A 23,925-nucleotide genomic window follows, 5' to 3' on the forward strand; every position below is an offset into this window, starting at 1 on the left:
CTTGCCAGCGATGAGGCCTGTGAGTCTTGCATCGACGGTTCGGCCGCTATCGCCAGCAAGCCGGCTCCTACACGTCCGCGTTCTTCCGCCAAACCCGGGTAATCAACCGTGGTTCTGCTCCGTCAGGCGTTGTACCGCCAAACGTCGGTAATGCGAGGGGGTCATGCCCTTGAGCTGCTGGAAGCGGCGGTTGAAGTTGGAGATGTTGTTGAAACCCGACTCGAAGCAGACATCGGTCACCGGCTTGTCGCCGTCCGCCAGTAATTCGCAGGACTTGCTGATACGCAGGCGGTTGACGAACTCGACGAAGCAACGGCCGGTGGCCTGTTTGAAGACCCGGGAGAAGTAGGTGGGCTTCATGCCCAGGTACTCGGCCACTTCTTCCAGCGGCAGTTCCCGGGCATAGTGGGCAAAGATGTAGTCGACCGCCCGGTTGGTGCGGTCGATATTGTGCTCGTCGGCCAGTTGTGGTGTGGTAACGCCAGACAGCAGCTGGTAGTCGTCACAGTTGCCGAGCAGTTCCAGCAGGATCAGGAAGTGGCCGAGCCGGGTGACGCCCTGGGAGTCGGCAATACGCTGCATCAGTGTCGTGGCCTGGCGAACGGTCTGCCGGCAACGGAACTCGATACCGTATTGGGCCCGTTCCAGCAGGGGCGCCAGGCTTTTCAGCTCGGCGAACACCTGATGGCCGCTGTCGAACAGCTCGTCGGTGAAGTTCACCAGCATGTCGCGCTTGGGCACCACTTCGTCCTCGGCCACCTGGCTGATCCAGTTGTGGGGCAGGTTGGGACCGGTCAGGAACAGGGTGTAAGGGTAGAAGTTGCCGATGTAGTCGCCAATGAACACCTTGCCGGAGCTGGCGACGATCAGGTGCAGTTCGTATTCCTTGTGAAAATGCCAACGCACCAGGGGGCAAGGGAAACCATGCTGGCGATAGATGATCGACAGGCCGTTGTGGTCGTCCATCAACTCGTAGGAAGGGTCGGTGACGCGGGCTGTTCGGGTCATACCAAGCTACTTTTTGTCGTTTTTTGTCGTGGGCGCCTGCCGATAATGCCCTCATCCTTGCCATCACGCCAGTTGCACCGCGCCCCAGGCGGGACCGTGCCTGGCGCCAGACACCTGGAGCGCCATCCATGAAAACCCTTCTGCTGATCGGCATGGGCCCCGGCCATCCGGAGCAGATCACCGTTCAGGCGATCAACGCGCTCAACCGCGCCTCGGTGCTGTTCCTGCTGGACAAGGGCGAGGCCAAGGACGATCTGCTGAATTTGCGCAAGGCCATCTGCGAGCGTTACATCCAGCAGCCCGGTTACCGGCAGGTGCAGGTCAGCGATCCGGTGCGCGAGGATTCGGCGGCGTCCTACGAGGCCGGTGTCGAGCATTGGCACAAGCAACGGGCCGCGCTGTTCGCGCGCTTGATCGACGAAGAACTGGGCATGGATGAGTGCGGCGCCTTCCTGGTCTGGGGCGATCCGGGGCTCTATGACAGCACCCTGAGAATTCTGGAGCGGGTCCGCGCGCTCGGCGGTCCGACGTTCGCCGTCGAGGTGATCCCGGGTATCAGCAGCATCCAGGTGCTCGCCGCGCAACATCGGATTCCCCTGAACCGTATCGGCGAGCCGCTGCGTATCACCACCGGGCGTCGCCTGGAGAAGGCCGATCTGGATAACGTGGTGGTCATGCTCGATGCCCGCTGTGCGTTCGGCCAGTTCGCCGACCAGGACCTGGAAATCTATTGGGGCGCTTACCTGGGCACCGAAGACGAGTTGCTGGTCGCCGGCAAGCTGCACGAGGTGGGCGAGCGGATTCGCCGTTTGCGCGAAGCCGCGCGACGGCGCAAGGGCTGGATCATGGACTGTTATCTGTTGCGCCGGCCGCTCAAGTCCTGAAAGCCTGGGGGTATCGGGACTTTTAGTGTTTTCACTCGATTTGAGGAGAAGGGGACTACAGAGGGTGTTCTCCTGCGTCGGTTAAGGTTGGTCGGTTTACACACCTGAATCGACGAGGAAAACATGAAGCCCATGCCGCTGCGGTTGGTGAATGATCGTCGCTGCCTGCCGATCTGGCTGACGCTGCTCGGATGGACCTTGTCCCTGACGGTCGAAGGGGCTTCGCTGGTCTACCTGCCTCATCGTTCAGGTACCTTTGTCATCGATCCGGCCACCCTGGCCGTTTCCCTGCACCCTGGCGGCGAACATCCGCACCAGGCCCTGCTCAGCGCCCCGGCCTTCCACGAGGACGCGCAGGTTATCGAGCGAACGGGCAACTGTTGGCGGGTCCGGCACGCGGACCGGGACTTCAGGGTCGAGGCCCGGCTGGACCGGGAGGCCCTGGTGGTGACGGTTCACTCCAGGCAACCGGGACGGTTGGATTGGCCCAGTCCCATGGAGGACGGGGCGATCGAGGCCCATGCGATTCCGTTTGGCGAGGGCGCCTATATCCCCAGTGACGATCCGCAATGGCTGGATTGGCTGCTGCGGCGCTATCCGCCGGCGCGCCTCAACGGGGTGTTGTCGATGCCGTTCTGGACCGAACTGCGCAAGGACTACTCGCTGACCTGGATCGTCGAGACACCCTTCAACACCCGCTTTGGCATCAAGGAGCAGAACGGGCGGCCCTTGCCGACCCTCAGCCATGCCTTCAATCGCCTGGCTCCCGACGCGCCTTACCGGGTCCGCATCGTCGTCGGCCCGAGGGAGCCTCTGGTCGGCGCCCGGCTGTACCGGCAATGGTTGCGCGATCACCATCGGTTCGTTTCGTTGCGCGAGAAAATCGCTGCTCAACCGCAGGTGGCCCGCCTGGGCGGTGCGCCGCATATCTATCTCTGGGATGCCGGGCCGTTGAAGGCTGGCGATGTCCTGCACTGGCCGCAATTCCTGCGTTTTTTTGCCCGGCACCGGGAGGACAGCGATCACCTGGCGTCCAGGCTCTGGGGGGGCTTCGAGCTCAAGGCCCGCGAGGCCTTCCTCCTGGCATTGGCCGAAGCCGATAGGACGCTCGAGCCTGTCCCGCCTTTCGCCCGGACCCAGGTGATCCGGGCCATCAATACCGGGTTGCAATACGCGATCGCGCGTGAAGCCCTGGCGCCGTTGCCCGGCAATCATGACCCGCAGGCCGAGGTGGTCTGGGCGCAAACGGTGCGTCGGCAGTTGCGCGAAGCCTTTGGTGACTTGCTGGCGCCGGCCGAGCACTGGGGCGGTGGCTTGTCCCTCGACACCGTTGCCGCATTGCAAGGCGCGGGATTGGCGCGGGCCTGGCTGGGAGCCGATGACTGGCGCGATACGTTCTGGCATCCCGAGGCGGTGGAGGCCGCGAAGGCCGCCGGCTACCTGGTATCGGTCTACGACAGCTACGGCAGTGCGCATCCGTCGAACCTGCAGGCCAGCTGGGCGACCGCGAAGATGGGCGATGAACTCGTCGCCGCCGGCTATACCGATGAACAGGGCAAGAAAATCCAGGGCTTCAATGGTCGCGGTGTCTACGTCAATCCCCGCAGTGTCGAAGCCTATGCCCGGCGGCGGATCAGCGCCGTGGCGCAGGCGGGGCGCCTGAACAGCTACTTTCTCGACGTCGATGCCGCCGGCCCCGAGTTCAGCGATTACACGCCGGGACGGGAAACCAGCCAGGCGCAGGATGCCGAGGCCCGTCGACGCCGCCTGGCGTATCCGATCCAGGCTCTGGGCCTGGTCACGGGCAGCGAGGGCGGGCTGTCGTTCTATGCGCCGATCATCGCCTTCAGCCATGGCATTGCCACCCAGCCCTTTGCCTGGATGGACCCGGACATGCGCAAGAACAAGCGCTCGCGCTATTACCTGGGCGGCTACTGGCCGCCGGAGACCCCCAACCTGTATTTCAAGGCGGTACCGCTCAAGCCGGAGGTGGCGCGCTTCGTGACCTCGGCCGAGTTTCGCCTGCCGCTGTACCAGATGGTGTTGCACGACAGCCTGGTCAGTACCCATCACTGGGAATACGGCTCGCTGAAGTTCTCCAGCGAGCGCAATGTCACGGCCCTGCTGCAACTGTTGTACATGGTGCCGCCGCTGTATCACCTCAACGATCAGGTGATCCCCCACGACCTGCCGCTGATCAGTGCCTACGACAAGGTATTCCGCCCGCTGCACGAGCGACTGTTCACCCAGGCCATGGACGACTTCCAGGTCCTGTCCGGGGACCGCCTGCTGCAGCGCTCGACCTTCGCCGATGGGACCCTGATTACCGTCAACTTCTCCGTCAGGCCTCGCCGCACGCCGGAAGGCCGGCAACTGCCGCCGTTGTCGGCCCATGTCATCGTGGCCGGAGAGCCGGCGCAACTGATCGAGATTCGCCAGGTCCTCGGCGCCTCCTGAAACGCGGCCTCAGTTGGCGCGGTTCTTCGCCTCGATCCACTGCGACATGTACTGGGTGCTCTTGTGGTGATGGTGACGCAGCATCGCCCCGGTGAAATTGTCCCGGCGATGGGCGGCCAGGTCCTGGCGGCAGGCCTGGATCCGGGCAACCAGCGCGCGGCTGTGGACCTGCCGGTCATAGCGCTCGGCCAGTAGCTTCTGGCCGTTGGCCTGGGCCTGGTTCCAGAGCACGCGGTCCTGATAGAGGCGCACGGCCGATTGGGCCAGGGCGGTGGCGCTGGTTTCGATGGCACCGGCCCAAGGCAAGTCACCGTGCATGGCTTCGGCACCGATGGGGGTGGTGACGTTCGGTGTGCCGCAGAGCATGGCGTCGACGATCTTGCCCTTGATCCCTGCGCCGAAACGCAAGGGTGCCAGGCAGATGCGCGCCGCCGCCATCACCTGCAAGGCGTCCTCGGCCCAGTTCATCACATGAAAGCCCTGGGCGGGGTTGTGCAGCGCGGTGGCCTTGGGCGGCGTGTAGGCGCCATAGATATGCAGCTGGGCCGTGGGCAGCTGCTGGCGGATCAGCGGCCAGATCGTGGTCTTCATCCAGAGCACGGCATCCCAGTTCGGCGCGTGGCGGAAGTTGCCGATGCTGAGAAAGTGCGCACGCTCGTCGAAACCGCGAGGGGCCTCGGTGGGCGGGTCGACCATCAGCGGGCACCCGTGCAGCAAGGCCGCCGGGACCTTGAACTGCTCGATAAGCAGTTGCGACTCGACCTCGGAAATCATCAGGCTCAGGTCCGAACGATAGATGGCGGCGATTTCCCGCTGGGCCAGATCGGTTTCGCTCATCTGTTCGAAGATCTGCCGCTGGTCGGGAGCGAACAGGGCGCTGAAGTCATTCGCGTCCTGATCGTCTTTCAGGCGCGCCTTGAGCTGTTGCTGGCGGGCATCGCGCAGGCTTTGCAGGTCCGAGGTTTCCAGCACGCGCAGGGCCTGGGGGCAGTGCTTCTCGACCCGCCAGCCGAACTGCTCCTCCATCATGAAACGGTCGAACAACACCACATCCGGTTGCAGCTCGCCGACAAAGCTGTCGAAGCTGCTGTTGTTGAGTTCAATGCGACACTCGTCGATGCCCAGGCTCGCCAGGTCGGCCTTGTGTTCGCCGATGGCGGCAGGGCTGGCGAAGGTGATGCGCCAGCCGGCGTCGAGAAAGCTCTCGAGGATCTGCATCATGTGTCCGCCGGCGGCCGATGAACGCGGTTCCGGCCAGACATAACCGATAACCAGGACCTGGGTGATGTCGGTGGCGTTCATGAACAGGCTTCCTTGAAACGGGCAGGGCGGGAAAGGGGCGCAATTAAACCACAGCGGCGCTCGTGATTGACCTGCCCCGACGCACTGCGTAGCCTTGATTCCTTTTCACTATGACCGGGCGGGGTGATCCGGTGGCGAACGCATCCGCGCCCCAGGGGCCGCGGTTCTCGTCCCGCATGCCCGCCACTTTGCCAAAGGGCATCCGATGAAAACACTGGCCAAGCTTCCCGTCACCATCGTCACCGGCTTTCTCGGCTCGGGAAAGACCACGCTGTTGCGCCATATGCTGGACAACGCCCAGGGCCGTCGCATCGCGGTGATCGTCAACGAATTCGGCGAATTGGGCATCGACGGCGAGATCCTCAAGCAGTGCGCCATCGGCTGCAGCGAAGAAGAGGCCAACGGCCGCGTCTATGAACTGGCCAACGGTTGCCTCTGCTGCACCGTCCAGGAAGAGTTTTTCCCGGTGATGCGCGAGCTGGTGGCGCGGCGCGGCGACCTGGATCATATCCTCATCGAAACCTCCGGCCTGGCGCTGCCCAAGCCCCTGGTGCAAGCCTTCCAGTGGCCGGAAATCCGCAGTGCCTGCACCGTCGATGCGGTGATCACCGTGGTCGACAGCCCGGCCGTGGCCGCCGGCACCTTTGCCGCGTTCCCCGATCAGGTGGATGCCCAGCGCAAGCTCGACCCGAACCTGGACCACGAATCGCCGCTGCACGAGCTGTTCGCCGACCAACTGTCCAGCGCCGACCTGGTGATTCTCAACAAGGCCGACCTGATCAGCCCGGCCGACCTGGCCAAGGTCCGCCTGGAAGTGGCCGAGGAACTGCCGCCGGCGGTGAAGGTCATCGAGGCCAGCAGCGGTCGCCTGCCCCTGGATGTGCTGCTGGGCCTGGGCGCCGGTTCCGAGGAACACATCGACGCTCGTCACAGTCACCATGATCACCACCATGACGGCGACGATCATGACGATCACGATCACGATGCCTTCGACTCGATCTCCATCGAGCTGCCGCAGGCGGATGAAAGCCTGCTGCTGGACGCCCTGACGCAACTGGTGGTCAAGCACGGCATCCTGCGGGTCAAGGGTTTCGCCGCGATCCCGAACAAGCCGATGCGCCTGCTGGTCCAGGGCGTGGGCACGCGCTTCGACAAGCACTTCGACCGTGCCTGGCGCGCCGATGAGCCCCGTGTCACCCGCCTGGTGCTGATCGGCCAGGAGCTGGATGCCGCGCTGCTCGAGTCGACCCTGCGCACCGCGCTGACCGTCTGACCCATGCACCTGCTCAGGACCCAGCCCGGCGGTTTCGTGTCGGATGACAATATTGCCGACCTGGGACAAACCCCCGCCGAGCTGGTGATCCTCTGCAGCGGCGACTCCAGTCTCGCGCTGCTGGCCGAAGCGGCCGGGCAACTGCCCGAGGATTACCCGAGCCTGCGCCTGGCCAACCCGATGCAGGTGCAGAATCACGCCTCGGTCGATCTTTATGTCGACCAGGTGCTGCAACACGCGCGGGTCATCCTGCTGTCCCTGCACGGCGGGATCGGTTACTGGCGCTACGGGATCGAGCGGCTGGTGCAGCTGGCCGAACGGGGGGTGACCCTGATCCTGGTGCCGGGGGACGATCGTCCGGACCCGGAGCTGAGCGACCTGGGCAACGTGCCCGCGCAGGACGCCGAGCGACTTTGGCACTTTCTGCGCCAGGGCGGTCTGGGCAATGCCCTGGACCTGTATCGCTGCCTGGCCAGCCGTTGGTTGGGCCGCGACTATGCCTGGGAAGAGCCGAAGCCGTTGCCGCGTACGGCGATCTATCATCCGCGCCATGGCGCCGCCGGCCTGGCTGACTGGCGCGCCGACTGGCAGCCCGGTCAACCGGTCGCGGCCTTGCTGTTCTATCGCTCGCACTTGCAGGCGGCCAATACCGCCTTCGTCGATGTGTTCTGCCAGCGCTTGCTGGCGGCGGGGCTCAATCCCTTGCCGATTGCCGTGGCCAGCCTCAAGGAACCCGCTTGCCTGAGCGTGGTCGAGGACCTGCTGGACGAGGTGGCGGCCGCGGTGATCCTCAACACCACCGGATTTGCCCAGTCCAGTCCCGAGGCTCCACACCTGCGGCCGTTTCGCCGCGACATCCCGGTGATCCAGGCCATCTGCGCCCAGGACAACGAGCCCGGCTGGCAGGCCAGCGAGCAGGGCCTCGGGCCCCGCGACCTGGCGATGCACATCGCCTTGCCGGAACTGGACGGGCGCATCATCAGCCGGCCCATCAGCTTCAAGGACCTGGCCTGGCGCAGCGAGCGCAGCCAGAGCGATGTGGTCTGTTACCGCGCCCAGCCCGAGCGCATGGATTTCGTCGCCGAACTGGCCCGCCGCTGGGTCGATCTGGCGCGGGTGCCCAACGGGGAAAAGCGCGTCGCGCTGATCCTGGCCAACTACCCGACCCGCGACGGGAGGATCGGCAACGGCGTGGGCCTGGATACGCCGGCGGCGGCGCTGAATATCCTGCGCGCGCTCAAGGATCAGGGTTACCCGTTGAGCGACACCCTGCCCGAGAGCGGCACGGCGCTGATCCAGGCCTTGCTGGGCGGCGTCAGCAACGATCTCGACAGCCTCGACCTGCGGCCTTGTCACCAGAGCATGGCCCTGGCCGACTACCAGGCGATGTTCGAACGCCTGCCCGAGGCCAATCGCCAGGCGGTGCTGGCGCGTTGGGGCCGACCGGAACAGGACCCGATGTGCCGTGGCGGACGGATGATGGTGGCCGGCCTGCGCCTTGGCCTGACCTTCGTCGGCATCCAGCCGGCCCGGGGTTATCAGGTCGATGCCAGCGCGGTCTACCATGACCCGGACCTGGTGCCGCCCCATGGCTACCTGGCGTTCTACTTCTGGCTGCGGCACACCTATGGCAGCCATGCGCTGATCCATGTCGGCAAGCACGGCAACCTGGAGTGGCTGCCGGGCAAGGGCGTCGGGCTGTCGCAGCAGTGCTGGCCGGATGCGTTGTTGGGGCCGCTGCCGAATATCTATCCCTTTATCGTCAACGACCCGGGCGAGGGCGCCCAGGCCAAGCGCCGGACCCAGGCGGTGATCATCGATCACCTGATGCCGCCGCTGACCCGGGCCGAGACCTACGGCCCGCTGCGCGACCTGGAGCGGCTGGCCGACGAATATTACGAAGCCCAGTTACTTGACCCACGGCGTGCCCGCGAGTTGCAGCGGGACATTCTCAAGCTGGTCCGCGAGACCCAGATCGACCGTGAGCTGCAACTGGACGCGGGGCTGGACAGCGATGCCGACGCGGCGATCTGGCTGCCCCGGCTGGACACCTACCTCTGCGACCTGAAGGAGTCGCAGATTCGCGACGGCCTGCATGTGTTCGGCGAATCGCCGAGCGGGCGTCTGCGCATCGACACGCTGCTGGCCTTGCTGCGCATCCCCCGTGGCGACGGGCGTGGCGCCCAGTCCAGCTTGTTGCGGGCCTTGTCCAGGGCATTTGAAATGGGCTTCGATCCGTTGGACTGTGCCTTGGCCGAACCCTGGACCGGGCCGCGTCCCGAGTGGTTGTGTGCGGTCAGCGAGGAAACCTGGCGCACCGCCGGCGACAGCCGCGAGCGCCTTGAGCTGTACGCGGGACGGTTGATCGAGCGGGCGCTGCAAGGTGAGGTCGATTGGCCGGACACGGCGTCGTGGGCCGATGTGCGCCTGATCGTCGACGGGCTGCTGACGGTGGTTGCCCCGCGCCTGGATGCCTGTGGCCCGGCGGAGATGAGTGGCCTGCTTGATGCCCTGGCGGGCCGCTTCGTGCCCGCGGGCCCCAGCGGTGCGCCGAGTCGCGGACGCCTGGATGTGTTGCCCACCGGGCGCAACTTCTTTTCCGTGGATGTGCGCAACCTGCCGACCACCACCGCCTGGCGCATCGGCTTTCAGTCGGCCAACCTGATTCTCGAACGGCATTTGCAGGACCATGGCGATCATCTGCGCCAACTCGGCCTGTCGGTCTGGGGCACGGCGACCATGCGCACCGGCGGCGACGATATCGCCCAGGCCATGGCGCTGATGGGCGTGAGGCCGGTCTGGGCCACCGGCAGCCAGCGGGTCGACGATTTCGAGATCCTGCCCCTGAGCCTGCTGGACCGTCCCCGAGTGGACGTGACCTTGCGCGTCTCCGGGTTTTTCCGCGACGCCTTCGCCAACCTGATCCGACTGTTCGACGCGGCCGTGCAGGCGGTAGCGGCGCTGGATGAGCCGGCGGACCTGAACCCGCTGGCCGCCAGGGTCACGGAGGAGCGCGCGCAGCTGCTGGCCGAAGGCCTGGATGAGGAGCAGGCGGCCCGCCAGGCCGGCTGGCGGATCTTCGGGGCCAAGCCGGGGGCCTATGGCGCCGGGGTGCAGAATGCGATCGACGGGCGCTTGTGGCAGAGCCGCGAGGACCTGGCCGAGGTCTACCTGAACTGGGGCGGTTATGCCTATGGCGGCGTGGATGAAGGCACGGCGGCGTGCGGGCAGTTTGCGCGACGGCTGGGCCAGGTCCAGGCGGTGCTGCAGAACCAGGACAACCGTGAGCACGACCTGCTCGACTCCAATGATTACTACCAGTTCCAGGGCGGCATGCTGGCGGCGGTGGAGACGCTGCGCGGTGAACCGGCCGCCAGCTATCATGGCGACCACAGCCAGCCGGACCTGCCGAAGATCCGCACGCTCAAGGACGAATTGAACCGGGTCATCCGTTCGCGGGCGGCGAACCCGAAATGGATCGACGGGGTCAAGCGCCATGGTTACAAGGGCGCGTTCGAACTGGCGGCGACCGTGGACAACCTGTTCGCGTTCGACGCCACCACCGGCCTGATCGACGATCACCAGTACGCCTTGCTGGCCGATGCCTACCTGCTGGATCCGGACACCCGCGACTTCGTCCGCCAGCACAATCCGCCGGCCTTGCGGGACATGACCGAGCGCCTGCTGGAAGCCCAGCAGCGTGGGTTGTGGCGCGAGCCCGGCGAGTACCGCGAGGCGCTGGAGAACCTGCTGCTGGATATAGAAGAAGATTCCTGAGGTGTGCAAGTCATGAGCGATATCCCGCATTTCCCGCTGTCGGCCGTGGTCGCCGCTGACGACCTGAAGCTGGCGCTGTGCCTGACGGCGATCGACCCGAAGATCGGCGGCGTGCTGATCGAGGGCCCACGGGGCATGGCCAAGTCGACCCTGGCCCGTGGACTGGCCGATTTGCTGGCCAGCGGGTTGTTCGTCACCTTGCCCCTGGGGGCGACGGAAGAGCGGCTGGTGGGCACCCTCGATCTGGACGCGGCGTTGGGCGAAGGCCGGGCGCAGTTTTCCCCCGGCGTGCTGGCGAAGGCCGATGGCGGGGTGCTTTACGTCGATGAGGTCAACCTGTTGCCCGATCATCTGGTGGACCTGCTGCTGGACGTCGCCGCCAGCGGCGTCAACCGGGTCGAGCGCGACGGCATTTCCCACCGGCATTCGGCGCGGTTCGTGCTGATCGGCACCATGAACCCGGAAGAGGGCGAGTTGCGCCCGCAGTTGCTGGACCGTTTCGGCCTGAACGTGGCGCTCAGCGGCCAGCCGCAGCCGAGTGAGCGTGGGCAGATCATCCGTCGGCGCCTGGACTTCGACAGCGACCCGCAAGGTTTTTGCGAGCAATGGGCGCCTGCGCAGGAGGCCTTGCGCGAGCGCTGCCGCCAGGCCCGTACGCGCCTGCCGGAGATCGCCCTGGACGACCAGGCCCTGGCAGCGATTACCGAGTGCTGCTTTGCCGCGGGTGTCGACGGCATGCGCGCGGATCTGGTGTGGCTGCGTGCCGCCCGGGCTCATGCGGCGTGGCGCGGTGCCGGGTGGATTGCCCCGGAGGATATCGAGGCGGTGGCCGAGTTTGCCTTGCGGCATCGGCGTCGTGAGTCGATGCCGCCGACATCACCCTTGAATTCGGGCGCGGCGCCCCAGGCGGCCAGTGAGCCGACCCAGAATAAGGAGCAAGGCCAGGGGCAATGGGGCGAACTGCCGGCCCAGGCCTTGCCAGTGGGGGCTCGCCGGGAAATTCCGAGCTGGCCAAAAAAGCCCTAGGCATCCGCCCTCGACTGACGCCGGGGGCGGATGCCAGGCCTCGGCCAGGTCGCTTGCAGGGCGGGCGCCAAGGTGTCAGCCGGGCCGGCGGGAGCGGCGCGATCAGTTGGCTGGAGACCTTGCTGGGTGGGCGCCCGCGTTCGCACAAGGACCTGCGCTTTCGTCCGCGCAGCCGCTCGCCCCATGAATTGTGGCTGGTGATCGTCGATGCGTCGGCGTCGACCCGTCGGCATCAGGCGCTGAGTGAGGCCAAGGGCTTGCTGGCACAGGTGTTTGACGACGCTTACCGGCAGCGGGCGCGCCTGGCGCTGATGACGGCCAGCGGCGATCGGCCCCGGTGGCAGTTTCAGGGCTTGAGGGCTTCGAGTGACTTGCGCGGTTGGCTGGACGGTCTGGGGGCTGGGGGCGGTACGCCCTTGCAGGCAGCATTGGTGCAAGCAGCGGATTGGCTGGGCAAGCGGCAGCGGCGTTATGCGGCTGAATACCAGCGGGTGTTGTTGCTGACGGACGGGCGCTTGAAAGCCTGGTCGGGGTTGCCGGTGTTCAACTGCGAGGCCTTGCTGGTGGACCTGGAAAAGGGTCCGATTCGCCTGGGGCGTGCCGTGCAATTGGCGCTGGAGCTGGGCGCGCAGTACCGGCATATCGAGGAGCTGGCCACGCTCTGACAGGCGCCGCGATCCTGCAGGGGAACACGATCAATTGTAGGAGCGGCCGGTCGACGCTCGATTGCCGGCGATAGGGCCCTTGAGTCTTGCGGCGACTGTCCGAACGCTATCGCCAGCAAGCCGGCTCCCACAGATCGGTGTTCCAGCGCAGAGTCATTGCCGTGCCCGGCTCCTACAAAAGAGCGCGTGTTACGCCGACAATGTCCACGGCTGCAGGTCATAGCCTTTCTGGCTCAGCTCCGCGCGGGCCTGTTGCAGCAGGCTCACCAGTTGCTCGGCGTCGGAGTAGGCGCTGCAAGGAATCTGCTGGCGGCCGATGCTGTTGTTGGTGCGGTCGATCACGGTCAGGCTCAGTTCGCCTTTGTCCTGTGCAACCCAGGCAACACACTGGAATGGCTTAAGGGCCTGGCCGGCCATCAGCAGTGCTTCGTTCATGCGGAGCGGGGCGTTCATGGGGTCTTCTCTCAAGTATGCCCAAACAGTTCGCTGGACCGTCGGCTTGGGCTCACCGTCTCGGTCGGTTACTTGTACTGATGTCCCATCACGGGCATCAGGTCACACAAGTCGTGAAGTTTTTTTAACTTTCTTTCATGGACTCGATTCAAGCCCCGGGATGACCAGGCCAGCCCTGAAGGGCTTGCCGGTATGACTCAAGGGCCTTGGCAGCTGATATCGCAAATTCGGACTTACCCGGTGACGTGTCTATAACCAAACGGTACAAGTTGGCGTCAAATTCTTGCTAGTGTTACAGACAGCGTTACCAACGGATTGTTTCCAATAGGTATTTAAAATTTTGACGCCAGGGATCAGTCATGCAAGAAGCGGCTCCGCTCAGACGCCTGCTGGTGGTGGATCCTTGCGATGACTGTCATCGCTTGCTACCCGGTTTGCGTACGGTGGGTTGGGATGTCGACAGCTGCGACCTGGAGTTCGCTGGCGACCGTGCCTGTGATGTCGGCCTGTTGCGACTGCAACCTTTTCATCTCGAACGTCCCGAAGCCGTCAAGGACATGATCAGCCGCAGCGGTACCGAATGGATCGCGGTCCTCAGCCAGGAAGTGCTGCGGTTGCAGAATGTCGGTGACTTTGTCTGCGAGTGGTTCTTCGATTTCCATACTCTGCCGTTCGATGTGTCCCGGGTCCAGGTGACATTGGGTCGCGCCTTCGGCATGGCGCGCTTGCGCGGCCAGGGTTCGATCCATGTCGATCGACCGGAGCACGAGTTGCTCGGCGACAGCCGCCCGATCCGCGAGCTGCGCAAACTCCTGGACAAGTTGGCGCCCACCGAGTCGCCGGTATTGATCCGTGGCGAAAGCGGGACCGGCAAGGAGCTGGTGGCGCGTACCCTGCACCGTCAGTCCCAGCGGCACGCCAAGCCGTTCGTGGCGATCAATTGCGGGGCGATTCCGGAACACCTGATCCAGTCCGAGTTGTTCGGCCATGAGAAGGGCGCCTTTACCGGCGCGCATCAGCGCAAGATCGGGCGTATCGAAGCGGCCAACGGCGGTACCTTGTTCCTCGATGAAATCGGCGACTTGCCGCTGGAATTGCAGGCCAGTCTGTTGCGTTTCCTCCAGGAAAAGCACATCGAACGGGTCGGCGGCAGCCACCCGATCGCGGTGGATGTACGGGTATTGGCGGCGACCCATGTCGATCTGGAAGCGGCCATCGGCTCCGGGCGTTTCCGCGAGGACCTCTATTACCGGCTCAACGTCCTGCAAGTGATGACGGCGCCGCTGCGCGAGCGGCATGGCGACGTGGCGATGCTGGCCAACCATTTTTCCCATTTCTACAGCCAGGAAACCGGGCGCAGGCCGCGCAGCTTCAGTGAAGAGGCGCTGATCGCCTTGGGCAATCACGCCTGGCCGGGCAATGTCCGCGAGTTGGCCAATCGGGTCCGGCGCGGGCTGGTCCTGGCCGAAGGGCGGCAGATCGAGGCCCGCGACCTGGGGTTGCACAGTCCGGCTTGTGACGGCGCGCCGATGGGTACGCTGGAAGACTATGTGCACCGGGCCGAACACCAGGCGCTGTGCGACGTGCTGAACCGGCACAGCGACAATATGAGCGTGGCCGCGCGGGTGCTGGGGGTTTCCCGCCCGACTTTCTACCGATTGCTGCATAAGCACCAGATCCGCTAGGGCGCGGAGAAACGAAAAGGCCCGTTGCGATTTACGTCGCAGCGGGCCTTTTCCTTGTGTGGTGTTTAGAAGTAGTACGGGAATTTCAGGCTGAAGGAGAAGGCCGGTGCGTCCTGGGTCAAGCCGATGGCGAGGTTGGGGACTATCGTCAGTTTGTCGGTTGCCGCTATGGTCAGGCCGATGTTGAAATTGGCAGCGTTGTAGTCGCTGTCCGGGACTGATTGCCAGTCCTGGCCGCTTGGTTTGACTTTGCTTTTGCGGGCGAATTGGTCGGAAAACGAAAACGCCATACTCATCTTCTCGTTCAAGGCAAACGCAATGCCGGCGCCGATCTGCCAGGAGTCGCCGAGTTTCACGTCTCCCGGGACCTTGGAATTTACAGTGGGGCTGATATCGCTGAAGGAGTCCTGCATGTTGTAGGTATAGGACAGGCTGCCGAAGAGCACGGCGGGGTCGAAGGTCTTGACCAGCGAGATACCCGGGGTAATCGACCAGACACCGTTGCCGGTAGGGAGTGACTGAGGTACCGACAAATTGTCGTTACCCGGGTCCTTGATCAGCTTGATTCCGTACGGATTCTTACCGGTCGGTGCCTTGATTCGCAGAGTGGCGACTGCGTCGGGCAGGTTTTCCGATTCATCCAGGAACTTGTAGGCAACACCAAAGTTGACATCGCCTATGGTCGGATCGCGCTTGACGGTGGCGTCGGATGAGACCGGGGCTGCGCCTCCTGCACCACCAGAGGAGTACGTCGAATCTCGATAGACGACCGGGACGTTGATGTCGAATTGCCAACGTTGCGCCACGTTGTAGCGGCCTGTCAGGTCCAGGGTCCAGCTGTCGGCCTTGATGCGGTCAATGTTGATGTTGCCAAGGAAAATCGAGTCAAGGGCCAGAAAGCCATTGAGCACCAATGCACGGGTGTCATAGTGGGTATACGTCATGCCCGTTTCGAAACTGAACTTGCCACCACCGAAGAAGCCGCTGGCTTCGTCATACAGGTTGGACACGCTTTGCGCCGGTCCCGAGTCGTCCTTGAGCGACTGCCCATACGAAGTGGTCCCTGGGGCACCCGTGGCCACGGTCTTGGCGCCTGCGGTCTTCTCGGCAGGGGAGCGGGTCAGGCGCTTGGGAGCAGGTGTTGCTGGTGTTTCTTCGACTTGTTTAACGCGCTGCTCAAGTACCATCAGCGCTTTTTGTTGTGCTTCGTAACGCTGTTTCAGCTCCATGAGTTCTTGTTTTAAGGCCTCTACCTGAGGATCCGGTGCTGCTTGCAGCAAAGTGGCCGGGACCAAGGTACTCAAACAAACGACAGCTCTGAACGTAAAAGATCTGTGCATGGGTTTGTCGTCCATTCTGACTACATTCGATGAGACTCAGCGTAGATCAGTATCCTAAAGTGCGTAGGCCTTTTAGTTGGTCCAGACTGCAGTCCAGCGCCCCGGCTGTCGGCAGGTTATTGCGCAGGACAACATTGAGGGATGTCAGGTTGTTCACCTGATTTCTTCCGCCGAGCAAGGTCGCGTTCTGCATCAGGCCGCCCTGGGCGAGGCGTTGTACGGTACTGCCCTGATTGTTGTTGGCCTGGATGCTCAACTGCACGCCAGCGTTACTTGACGACATGCTGAAGGTCCCGGCACCGTTGGACGCAGACAGGGTCGTACCGGCGGCCAATGGCTGGCCCTGGGTATCCATTTGTGGTGCCTGGTTGGCTTCTTTGACGTTGATGTCGACATTGTTGTACGCGCTGTTGTAGTCGCCGGCGGCGCGCACGACCTGGGTGACACCCTGGGTGGTGCTGAGGCTGCCACCGCCGCTGACATTGCCGGAACCCTGGGAGACCGGCGAACCGTCACCTTTCTTGTCGATCATCGACACATAGAACTGTGGCTTGATGGTCGATTCCTGAATCTGCATCGAGGAGGTTGCCCCGATCACTTCACCGCTCGCATTTTGCCAGGTACTGGTCATGACAATCCCGAAGCTGATGATCCGGCCCGGCATGACAAACCGGCCGCGAAGGGTCGCCAACTCCTGATCCTTGAGTTCAATCGGTTTGAACGTGAGTGCGTGTGTTGGCAGGCTGGCGGCCAGGCAAACGACGGCCAGCCAGTATGGAGTCTTCATTGGATACTCCCGGAGCTTCGTGCTCCCTTGTCATTAGAAAAAGTCGCTTTGGATGAATCCGAAATCCATCAATTCTGTGTCCGGCACCGGGTTGAAGGTGTTGATGCGGTTCTTGGCGGTCAGTGGCAAAGGTGGATCGCGCAAGACGTTGGTCTTGTCGTAGCCCTGGCCTATGACGGCGAAGATGATGCCGTTCCAGCCTTTGACAAAATCGTCGAACTTGAAGCGTCTGTGACCGAGTACCGGATCACCGATATACACCCAGTCTTTCTCCGCTTTTTGCATGACCACGAAGTGCTTGTAGCCACGGATGTCCATGAGCACGATGACCGGAATGGCGACGCTGGTCAGAGTTTCCGGCGTTACTCGATAACCACGGGCCCGCATGCCGATACTTTCCACGTAATGCTTCATGTCGAGCATGGAGAAGCCCTGGACGCGAACCAGATTCTGGTCGGAGTGAGCCAGCATGCCTTCGATGATTTGTGCCTCGGTTACGTCCAGCCAATAGGCCTGGCGCAATATGGTCGCCAGGGAAGCTGCACCGCAACTGAAGTCGGTTTTCTGTTGGACCAGGTCGGCAAATTTGCGCTCACGCATGCTCTGGACAGGTTTGAAAACGACCGCTCCGCCTGGCAAGACGGAAAGCGGCATTTGTCCCGCTTCGCTTAGACCAGCCAGAAAAACCAGGAACACCAAGGCGAGAATGCGCATGATCGGTAGCCCTCGTGCACGAGTGAAAAAAAGCCCCCCGAAGGGGGCTCTCCAGACTCTGGAGCCAGGTTTACAGGCAGGTTCTGCAACCGGATGCAATGGACAGCGAGTTGCTTTGCTGGTTGCCAACACCGGCCGCCACGTTGACGCCGAGGTTGCCACTGCCACCATTCACCGAACCGTTCAGGTTGGCAGTGTTGGTCACAGGGTTTGCCCAGCCAGTTGGGGTCAGCACTTGCCAGGACACGGTGTTGCTCAAGTCAAAGGAGCTGGACTCGCTGAAGCTTTGCGACTTATCTTTCGATTCACTGCCAGAAGCGGCGAACGATGCGCTGCCCGATGCGTCGCGCGATGCACTGCTAGATGCGCTGTGCGATGCGCTGCTCGATGCGCTGTGCGATTTGTCGATCGATGCGGCGAGCGATGCGTCGATATCGGCGTCGAAAGTCGCGCTGCTGCTGCTGGTGTGCCAGCCATGAGTCCTGCTGGAGCTAACATCCACGTCCACGTTCGCATCCAGGCTAGCATTCACAGCAGCATGCGAAGCCGCGGCGCTGGCAGAGGCGCTAGCAGAGCGCGAAGCAGAACTGGTAGCTTCGTGCGTAGCAAAGGCCGCATCCAAGCGCTTGGTAAAGTCCGAAGCAGAGTGCGATTTGGATGCCTCGCTGAAAGACTCGTGACCGCTGACTGAGACGGTACGCGACAGCGTATCCACGCGGAACGTCCGATCGGCGTCGTTATCCACCCTCAGGCCTGGGCCTGATTGATTGGCACTCGCGGTTGCAGTTGCGTGCTTGCCGCCAGATACAGCGATCGCCATGGTGTTTTTCTGTTGGTTAAGGTCGCCAGCAGCCATGTTGATGCCCATGTTGCCGCTGCCGCCGTTAGCCGAACCGCTCATATTGGCGCTGTTGTTGGTGGAGTAGTTGTTGACCTCGTTGTTGTTTTGGGTTTGCGTAACCTTGGCGGTTGCCACCACAGACCCAAAGACAAACGAGCCATCGCCGCTGGCAATGGCGGCAGCGTTGTCTTGTTGGTTGCCGTCGCCTGCTGCAACGTTGACGCCCACGTTACCGGAGGCGCCGGTGGCCGAGTTGGTCATGTTGGCAGTGTTTTTAGTCCCTTCATTGCTGATGTAGTTGCCAGTGCTGGTTTGAGTATCGGTAGCGTTGGCAGTGGCGCCGGCATTGGTGGTGTCTTTTGGATTCATGTGATGACGATGATGATGCTCGTCATCACGCTGGCCAGCTTGTACAGCAATAGCCATTACCGCGGCGATTGCGAAAACCAGAGGCTTGAGTGCCATTGAGGGTTTCATGCTGATTCTCCGTACTTTATTTTTAGGTTAAGTGTTGTATTTACCTTTTGGGTCAATCCGCGACCCGTACGCTCAGGGTGTTGGCCGTTCGGTTTCCCACCCCGGCGCTCTGATTCAACTGGATCACCCCACGGCTACCGGTGAAGGCCTGGTCGCTGGTAGCGACCTGGCGATGGCCAGGAGTAGGATCCGTTGAATCGGAGCTGTTGAGCAGCGCCACGTTCTGTTGCTTGAGGACGCTGTCGTCGATACTTTGCGGCGTAGCACTGATGCTTATCCGCAGGGCGTTGGCTTGCTGGTTGCTGGCGCCCGAACTCTGGTTGACCCCCAGTACGCCATTGCCGTTACTGAAGGCGTTGCCTTTAATGGCTGACTGGGCATCGATCCTGGGATCGACCTGAGTACGCAACCGTTGGCGAATCTGTGTGGTGGCGCTGGCGTCGGTGTCAATGGCGATGGCTCGGGCGTTGGCTTGTTGTTGCTGATCGCCGGCTGCCTGGTTGACCGAGAAGTTGCCCTGGTACTGACTGCCGGAGTTGTCGATGGTGGCCGTATCGATGACAGGCGGTTGGGCAAAGGTCGGCGCACTGCAAAACATGGCCAGAATCAGCAGCGTGCGTTTCATTTCATTGCCCCCCCGATAACATTCAGACTGCCCAGGCCTTGCTGGATGGTGCCGTCGATCCTGTTGGCAATGCCGTTGCCGGAGCCTGCGGAATGTCCTGCGGACAAGCCGGGCAGCTGTGTCTGACCGTTGATGTTGCCGCTCAGCGTGCCGGTGGCATGAGTGATCGTGCTGGCGATGCTTGCACCGCTGCTGATGCCGGAAATGTCACTGTCCGACAGTTCGTTGGTCGCACTGATGACTTGCCTGGACGGGTTGGCATTGACGGTCAGGGGGGTAGGGTCGGGAACCATGGGGCGGCGAGTCGCGTTACGCGTTTGGACTTCCCGCTGGATGATGATGACTCCATCGGCGGCCTGGACAGGCAGACTGATGACAGAGCTGAACGCACATCCGATCAGCAGAAGGCGGATAAAGCCTTTATCAATTGTCTCCACGTCGGCACTCCCTCTTCTTTTTTGCGCTGGCTCTGGTCAGCGTTGTGAAGGAGAGAGCAGAAGCTGTGCCGCTTTTTATTTTCTCTTTGAAAATAATGGGTTGTTTTTGAAGGTGGATGAAGTACGCGAAAGTTGTTTCAGGGGCGAGACAGGATCGAGGAGGCAGGGTGGGGGCAGGACGGGGGGAGTTTCGCTGCAATGCGGTAATACGGGCTTTCAAGGCGGTTGTATCAGCGATTTAACACCGTTGGCGTCAAGAAGCGTGGGCCGTTGATTTTGAGGGTTCAGCAGCGCGCGGAGTGTTTCAGGAGTGGACACTGGCCTGGAAAACACAACCTTTCCTGTAGGAGCCGGCTTGCTGGCGATCAGGTCTTGAGTCCTGCGCCTGCCTCGCCGACGCCATCGCCAGCAAGCCGGCTCCCACAGGGCAAGGGTGGTGTTTCAGGATTCTATTTTACTTCAGCAGCCGGGTGACGGCGGCGAAGGTCTGTTCGCGTCGCGCTTGCCAATCGCCGCCAATCACGCTCACTGCTTGTCGATGGCGTGTCAGCCAGTCCAGGCTGGCGCTGAAAAACACCTAGCGTTCGCCCAGCTCCGGTTGGCAGCGTTGGCCGTCGTCTGTCCACGGCATGCCTTCGGGGCGCAGTAACAGGTGCAGGTCATAGTGACGCGCCAGAAGGGCCTGTTCGATCCACGCCGGGCACTCGCCGAACAGCGTCTGACTCCAGAGTAGGTTGCTCAGCAAGTGAGTGTCAAGAATCAGCAGCGTTGGTGTTTGTGCGCGTGCCGCGTCCTCCCACGCCAACTGCCCGCGGGCGATCTGCGGGATGTCCGCCAGGCACGTATCGCGTGGGTTGCACTCGATGAAATGGCGCACGTATTCGCCCACCACCAGGCCGCCGAAGCGCGCTTGCAGTTCGGCGGACAACCGGCTTTTGCCGCTGGATTCAGGCCCCGTCAGGACGACGACCCTCATGGGCGCAGACATGGGAATTCCTTGGGCTGCAAAGAAGGAGGGCGATTGTACCCTCCCACCCTCAGACCTTGAACTGCTTCAGCAAGGCATTGAGCTGCTGGCTCAGGGCCCTGAGTTTTTCACTGTCGGCACTCGATTGCTCGGCCGCCAGCGCCGTGCTGTGGGACAGGCCCGCCGCATCGGTGACATTCTGGTTGATTTCCTCCACCACATGGGACTGCTCAAGGGTGGCGCTGGCAATTGAGGCATTGAGCCCGTTGAGGTTGCGCAGGGCCTGGCCGATGGCATTCAGGCTTTCGCCGGCCAGGCCCGCCTGCTCGATGGTCAGTTGCGAGGCGCGGCTGCTGTCGCCGATCACTTTCACCGCCGCTTCGGAATGACCTTGCAAGCGCTCGATCATCGACTGGATCTCCGCCGTGGACTTCTGTGTCCGCTGGGCCAGCAGGCGGACTTCATCGGCCACCACGGCAAAGCCGCGACCCTGTTCACCGGCCCGGGCGGCCTCGATGGCAGCGTTCAGGGCCAGCAGGTTGGTCTGCTCGGCAATGGAGCGGATCACTTCCAGGACACTGCCGATCTGCGTGCTTTCGGCCGCCAGGGTGCGGATCACCTCCACCGCCTGGTCGATGGTGGCGGAGAGCGAATCGATCTGTTGCAGGCTGTTGTCGATATTCAACTGACCCTGGCGAGCCTGGGCTTCGGCGTCACGCATCTCGCTGGCGGCCTGTTCGGCATTCTTGGCCACATCCTGCACGCCATAGGTGACTTCGTTGATCGCCGTCGCGACCATTTCCATCTGTTGTGACTGTTGCTGGCTACGGGCCTGGGCCTGGGTGGCGTTGCTGCCCAGGTCCGTGGAGGACTGACCCAGTTCCGTTGCCGAGGCCTGCAACTGGCCGACCACGCTGCGCAGCTTGGTGGTGAAGCCGTTGAAGTGGCGGGCCAGTTGCGTCACTTCGTCCTGCCCGTGGGTATCGAGGCTACGGGTCAGGTCGCTTTCACCGCTGGCGATATTGGCCATGGCGTTCACCGCCTCCTGCAAGGGGCGCGCGATACTGCGGGCAATCATCATCACCAGCAGCGCCATGACCAGCGCGATCCCCAGTCCGATCAGCGAGGCTCGCCAGACCTGGCCATAGAACTCGTCCTGCAGGTCGTCGACGTACACGCCCGAGCCGACGATCCAGCCCCAGGGCTCGAAGAGCTGCACATAGGAAGTTTTCTGCACCGGTGCACTGGCCCCCGGTTTCGGCCAGCGGTAGTCGATCATGCCCGCGCCCTTGGCCTTGGTCAGGGTGACCATCTCGTTGAACAGGGCATAGCCGTCCGGGTCCTTGATGCCCGACAGGTCCTGGCCTTCGAGCTTGGGGTTGGCCGGGTGCATGACCATCACCGGACGCAGGTCGTTGATCCAGAAATAGTCCGTCTGGTTGTAGCGCAGCCCGCGGATCACGCTCAGGGCCTGTTTCTGCGCGACTTCGCGGCTGAGGGTGCCGGCGCTTTCCAGGTCGTGGTAGTAGTTGAGGATGCCACTGGCGACCTGGACCACGTGCTGGGTCTTCTGCGCCTTGGCCTGGTAGAGGTCGTCATGGATCTGCTTGAGCATCAACAGGCCCAGGGTGAGCAGCATCGCCACGGCCACGATGAGGATGAGCCACAACCGCCGACTGATCGACACATTTCGCAAACTATTCATAAGGACACTACTCCTTGTTCTTCTTGTTGTGATCATCGCCGATCTGTATCGAAACAGGTTTTGCCGAGCTTGGCCAGTATGCTTATGGCTAGTATCCGGGCAGTCACAAACAGGCCTGTCTGATAGGATCTCGGCGCAAAACCGACAAACCTGAGTTCATGTTTGATTTTTCAGACATTTTTTACGGTTTGGCGACAAGTGGTGCGGCACGCTGGAGGCGTGTTGCCCACGGGCAGATTATCGAACGTTGCATTTTTCAGGTGTCACGCGGGGTGCGTGGCCGCATGGGGGAATAATGGATCTTTGGACCGCCGCACAGGCAGTGATTCTGGGTATCGTCGAGGGCTTGACGGAGTTCTTGCCGATCTCCAGCACCGGGCACCAGATTATCGTGGCGGACCTGCTGAACTTCGGCGGGGAACGGGCCGTTGCCTTCAATATCATCATCCAGCTCGGGGCGATCCTGGCGGTGGTCTGGGAGTTCCGCCACAAGGTGTTCTCGGTGGTCAGGGACTTGCCGACGCAGCGCAACGCCCAGCGCTTCACCCTCAACCTGCTGGTGGCGTTCCTGCCGGCGGTGGTGCTGGGGGTGTTGTTCAAGGAGATCATCGCCACCTACCTGTTCAACCCGATTACCGTCGCCGCCGCGCTGGTGGTGGGCGGCCTGATCATCCTCTGGGCCGAGCGTCGCCAGCACGTGGTGCATGCCGATACGGTGGATGAGATCACCTGGAAAGACGCCCTGAAAGTGGGCTTCGCCCAGTGCCTGGCGATGATCCCCGGCACCTCGCGTTCCGGTGCGACGATTATCGGCGGGCTGCTGTTCGGGCTGTCGCGCAAGACCGCCACCGAGTTTTCGTTCTTCCTGGCGATGCCGACCATGGTCGCCGCGGCGGTGTATTCCGGCTACGGTTTCCGTCATCAGTTCCAGATGGCGGATCTGCCGGTGATCGCCCTGGGCTTCGTGACGTCCTTTGTCTTCGCGATGATCGCCGTACGCGGCCTGCTGAAATTCATCGCCAGCCACACCTACGTGGCGTTCGCCTGGTACCGGATCGCCTTCGGCCTGGTGATTCTGGCCACCTGGCAGTTCGGCTGGGTCGACTGGTCGACCAAGGGCTGAGCAGCTCCCGGACGGTGAGTCCGGGCACCTATAGCAACAGGCCGACCTGGACGCGTTTGGGCAGTTTGCCGACCACCAGTTGATGCGAGCGCTGTATCAGTGCGTGCAGCTCTTCACGGCCCAGCGGGTAGGGCGTGTCCATGATGATCCAGTGGGCCCTGGCCAGATACGGCGCGGGCCCGATCCCCGGACGGTCGACGTGGCCGAGGAACAGCTCCTTGTCGACCTTGAACGCCAGGGAGTCGCCGCGCAGCCCCTGCACGGCGAACATCTTGTTTCCGGCAATGGAAAACACCCGCACGCCGCCCCATTTGTAGTCTTCCCGGGCCCCGGGCAGTGCCAGGCAGAAACGCGCGATGTCTTCCGGGCTTATGCTTGA

Annotated in this window: 19 protein-coding genes and 1 pseudogene; 8 read left to right on the forward strand and 12 right to left on the reverse strand. The window is 62.8% G+C overall.

Features of this window, described 5'->3' with window-relative positions; translation table 11 throughout:
- Positions 1–102 precede the first annotated feature (102 nt).
- The gene (locus tag UCMB321_RS13805; RefSeq protein ID WP_040067621.1) at positions 103–1,008 is read right to left on the reverse strand and encodes an AraC family transcriptional regulator; all 906 of its coding nucleotides are present in this window, start codon (positions 1,006–1,008) and stop codon (positions 103–105) included.
- Positions 1,009–1,136: 128 nt separating this feature from the next.
- Between UCMB321_RS13805 and cobF the strand changes: the two genes are divergently transcribed.
- Complete coding sequence (cobF, locus tag UCMB321_RS13810) at positions 1,137–1,892, forward strand: precorrin-6A synthase (deacetylating) (protein WP_040067624.1); 756 nt, start codon at positions 1,137–1,139, stop codon at positions 1,890–1,892.
- 123 nt (positions 1,893–2,015) lie between these two features.
- Positions 2,016–4,349, forward strand: a complete 2,334-nt coding sequence (locus tag UCMB321_RS13815; RefSeq protein WP_245220795.1) for a glycoside hydrolase — start codon at positions 2,016–2,018, stop codon at positions 4,347–4,349.
- Positions 4,350–4,358: 9 nt separating this feature from the next.
- Here UCMB321_RS13815 and UCMB321_RS13820 read toward each other — a convergent pair whose 3' ends face one another.
- Positions 4,359–5,651 carry a glycosyltransferase gene (locus UCMB321_RS13820; protein ID WP_040067628.1) on the reverse strand — a complete coding sequence of 431 codons (1,293 nt, stop codon included), beginning with the start codon at positions 5,649–5,651 and terminating at the stop codon, positions 4,359–4,361.
- 205 nt (positions 5,652–5,856) lie between these two features.
- On the opposite strand from UCMB321_RS13820, the gene cobW reads away from it, so the two are divergent.
- The 4 genes from cobW to UCMB321_RS13840 are packed head-to-tail and all read left to right on the forward strand — an operon-like array spanning position 5,857 to position 12,392.
- Complete coding sequence (gene cobW, locus UCMB321_RS13825; protein WP_040067630.1) at positions 5,857–6,924, forward strand: cobalamin biosynthesis protein CobW; 1,068 nt, start codon at positions 5,857–5,859, stop codon at positions 6,922–6,924.
- A gap of 3 nt (positions 6,925–6,927) precedes the next feature.
- On the forward strand, positions 6,928–10,701 hold the full coding sequence (gene cobN, locus UCMB321_RS13830; RefSeq protein ID WP_040067633.1) for a cobaltochelatase subunit CobN: 3,774 nt from the start codon (positions 6,928–6,930) through the stop codon (positions 10,699–10,701).
- Positions 10,702–10,713: 12 nt separating this feature from the next.
- Positions 10,714–11,727 (forward strand): magnesium chelatase ATPase subunit I, encoded by a 1,014-nt coding sequence (locus tag UCMB321_RS13835; protein ID WP_040067635.1) that lies wholly within the window; start codon positions 10,714–10,716, stop codon positions 11,725–11,727.
- Complete coding sequence (locus UCMB321_RS13840) at positions 11,652–12,392, forward strand: vWA domain-containing protein (RefSeq protein ID WP_084615015.1); 741 nt, start codon at positions 11,652–11,654, stop codon at positions 12,390–12,392. The genes UCMB321_RS13835 and UCMB321_RS13840 overlap by 76 nt, the downstream gene beginning before the upstream one ends.
- A gap of 189 nt (positions 12,393–12,581) precedes the next feature.
- Here the strand turns inward: UCMB321_RS13840 and UCMB321_RS13845 are convergent, their stop codons facing one another.
- Positions 12,582–12,845 (reverse strand): hypothetical protein, encoded by a 264-nt coding sequence (locus tag UCMB321_RS13845; RefSeq protein WP_040067640.1) that lies wholly within the window; start codon positions 12,843–12,845, stop codon positions 12,582–12,584.
- 359 nt (positions 12,846–13,204) lie between these two features.
- On the opposite strand from UCMB321_RS13845, the gene UCMB321_RS13850 reads away from it, so the two are divergent.
- The gene (locus UCMB321_RS13850; RefSeq protein WP_040067642.1) at positions 13,205–14,530 is read left to right on the forward strand and encodes a sigma-54 dependent transcriptional regulator; all 1,326 of its coding nucleotides are present in this window, start codon (positions 13,205–13,207) and stop codon (positions 14,528–14,530) included.
- A 65-nt stretch (positions 14,531–14,595) separates the two neighbouring features.
- Here UCMB321_RS13850 and UCMB321_RS13855 read toward each other — a convergent pair whose 3' ends face one another.
- From UCMB321_RS13855 to UCMB321_RS13890, 8 genes and pseudogenes are all read right to left on the reverse strand, one after another.
- The gene (locus UCMB321_RS13855) at positions 14,596–15,870 is read right to left on the reverse strand and encodes a hypothetical protein (protein WP_040067687.1); all 1,275 of its coding nucleotides are present in this window, start codon (positions 15,868–15,870) and stop codon (positions 14,596–14,598) included.
- 46 nt (positions 15,871–15,916) lie between these two features.
- A complete protein-coding gene (locus tag UCMB321_RS13860) occupies positions 15,917–16,657 on the reverse strand; it encodes a hypothetical protein (RefSeq protein ID WP_040067645.1) in 741 nt (246 codons plus the stop codon).
- Between the two features lie 33 nt (positions 16,658–16,690).
- The gene (locus UCMB321_RS13865) at positions 16,691–17,371 is read right to left on the reverse strand and encodes a C39 family peptidase (RefSeq protein WP_040067646.1); all 681 of its coding nucleotides are present in this window, start codon (positions 17,369–17,371) and stop codon (positions 16,691–16,693) included.
- 70 nt (positions 17,372–17,441) lie between these two features.
- Complete coding sequence (locus UCMB321_RS13870; protein ID WP_040067647.1) at positions 17,442–18,689, reverse strand: autotransporter outer membrane beta-barrel domain-containing protein; 1,248 nt, start codon at positions 18,687–18,689, stop codon at positions 17,442–17,444.
- 52 nt (positions 18,690–18,741) lie between these two features.
- A complete protein-coding gene (locus tag UCMB321_RS13875; protein WP_040067648.1) occupies positions 18,742–19,314 on the reverse strand; it encodes a hypothetical protein in 573 nt (190 codons plus the stop codon).
- Complete coding sequence (locus UCMB321_RS13880; RefSeq protein WP_040067649.1) at positions 19,311–19,751, reverse strand: hypothetical protein; 441 nt, start codon at positions 19,749–19,751, stop codon at positions 19,311–19,313. Before UCMB321_RS13880 ends, UCMB321_RS13875 begins: the two co-directional genes overlap by 4 nt.
- 454 nt (positions 19,752–20,205) lie before the next feature.
- A pseudogene (locus UCMB321_RS13885) lies at positions 20,206–20,727 on the reverse strand (AAA family ATPase).
- A 61-nt stretch (positions 20,728–20,788) separates the two neighbouring features.
- Positions 20,789–22,423, reverse strand: coding sequence for a methyl-accepting chemotaxis protein (locus UCMB321_RS13890; RefSeq protein WP_040067651.1), 1,635 nt, complete (start codon positions 22,421–22,423; stop codon positions 20,789–20,791).
- A 295-nt stretch (positions 22,424–22,718) separates the two neighbouring features.
- Here UCMB321_RS13890 and UCMB321_RS13895 point away from each other — a divergent pair, with 295 nt between their 5' ends.
- Positions 22,719–23,546, forward strand: coding sequence for an undecaprenyl-diphosphate phosphatase (locus UCMB321_RS13895; protein WP_040067652.1), 828 nt, complete (start codon positions 22,719–22,721; stop codon positions 23,544–23,546).
- Between the two features lie 28 nt (positions 23,547–23,574).
- Here UCMB321_RS13895 and UCMB321_RS13900 read toward each other — a convergent pair whose 3' ends face one another.
- Positions 23,575–23,919: an MmcQ/YjbR family DNA-binding protein gene (locus UCMB321_RS13900; protein ID WP_422393971.1), complete on the reverse strand. Its 345-nt coding sequence runs from the start codon at positions 23,917–23,919 to the stop codon at positions 23,575–23,577.
- Positions 23,920–23,925: the final 6 nt, after the last annotated feature.

Source organism: Pseudomonas batumici (assembly GCF_000820515.1).
In the GTDB taxonomy this organism is placed as follows: Bacteria; Pseudomonadota; Gammaproteobacteria; order Pseudomonadales; family Pseudomonadaceae; genus Aquipseudomonas; species Aquipseudomonas batumici.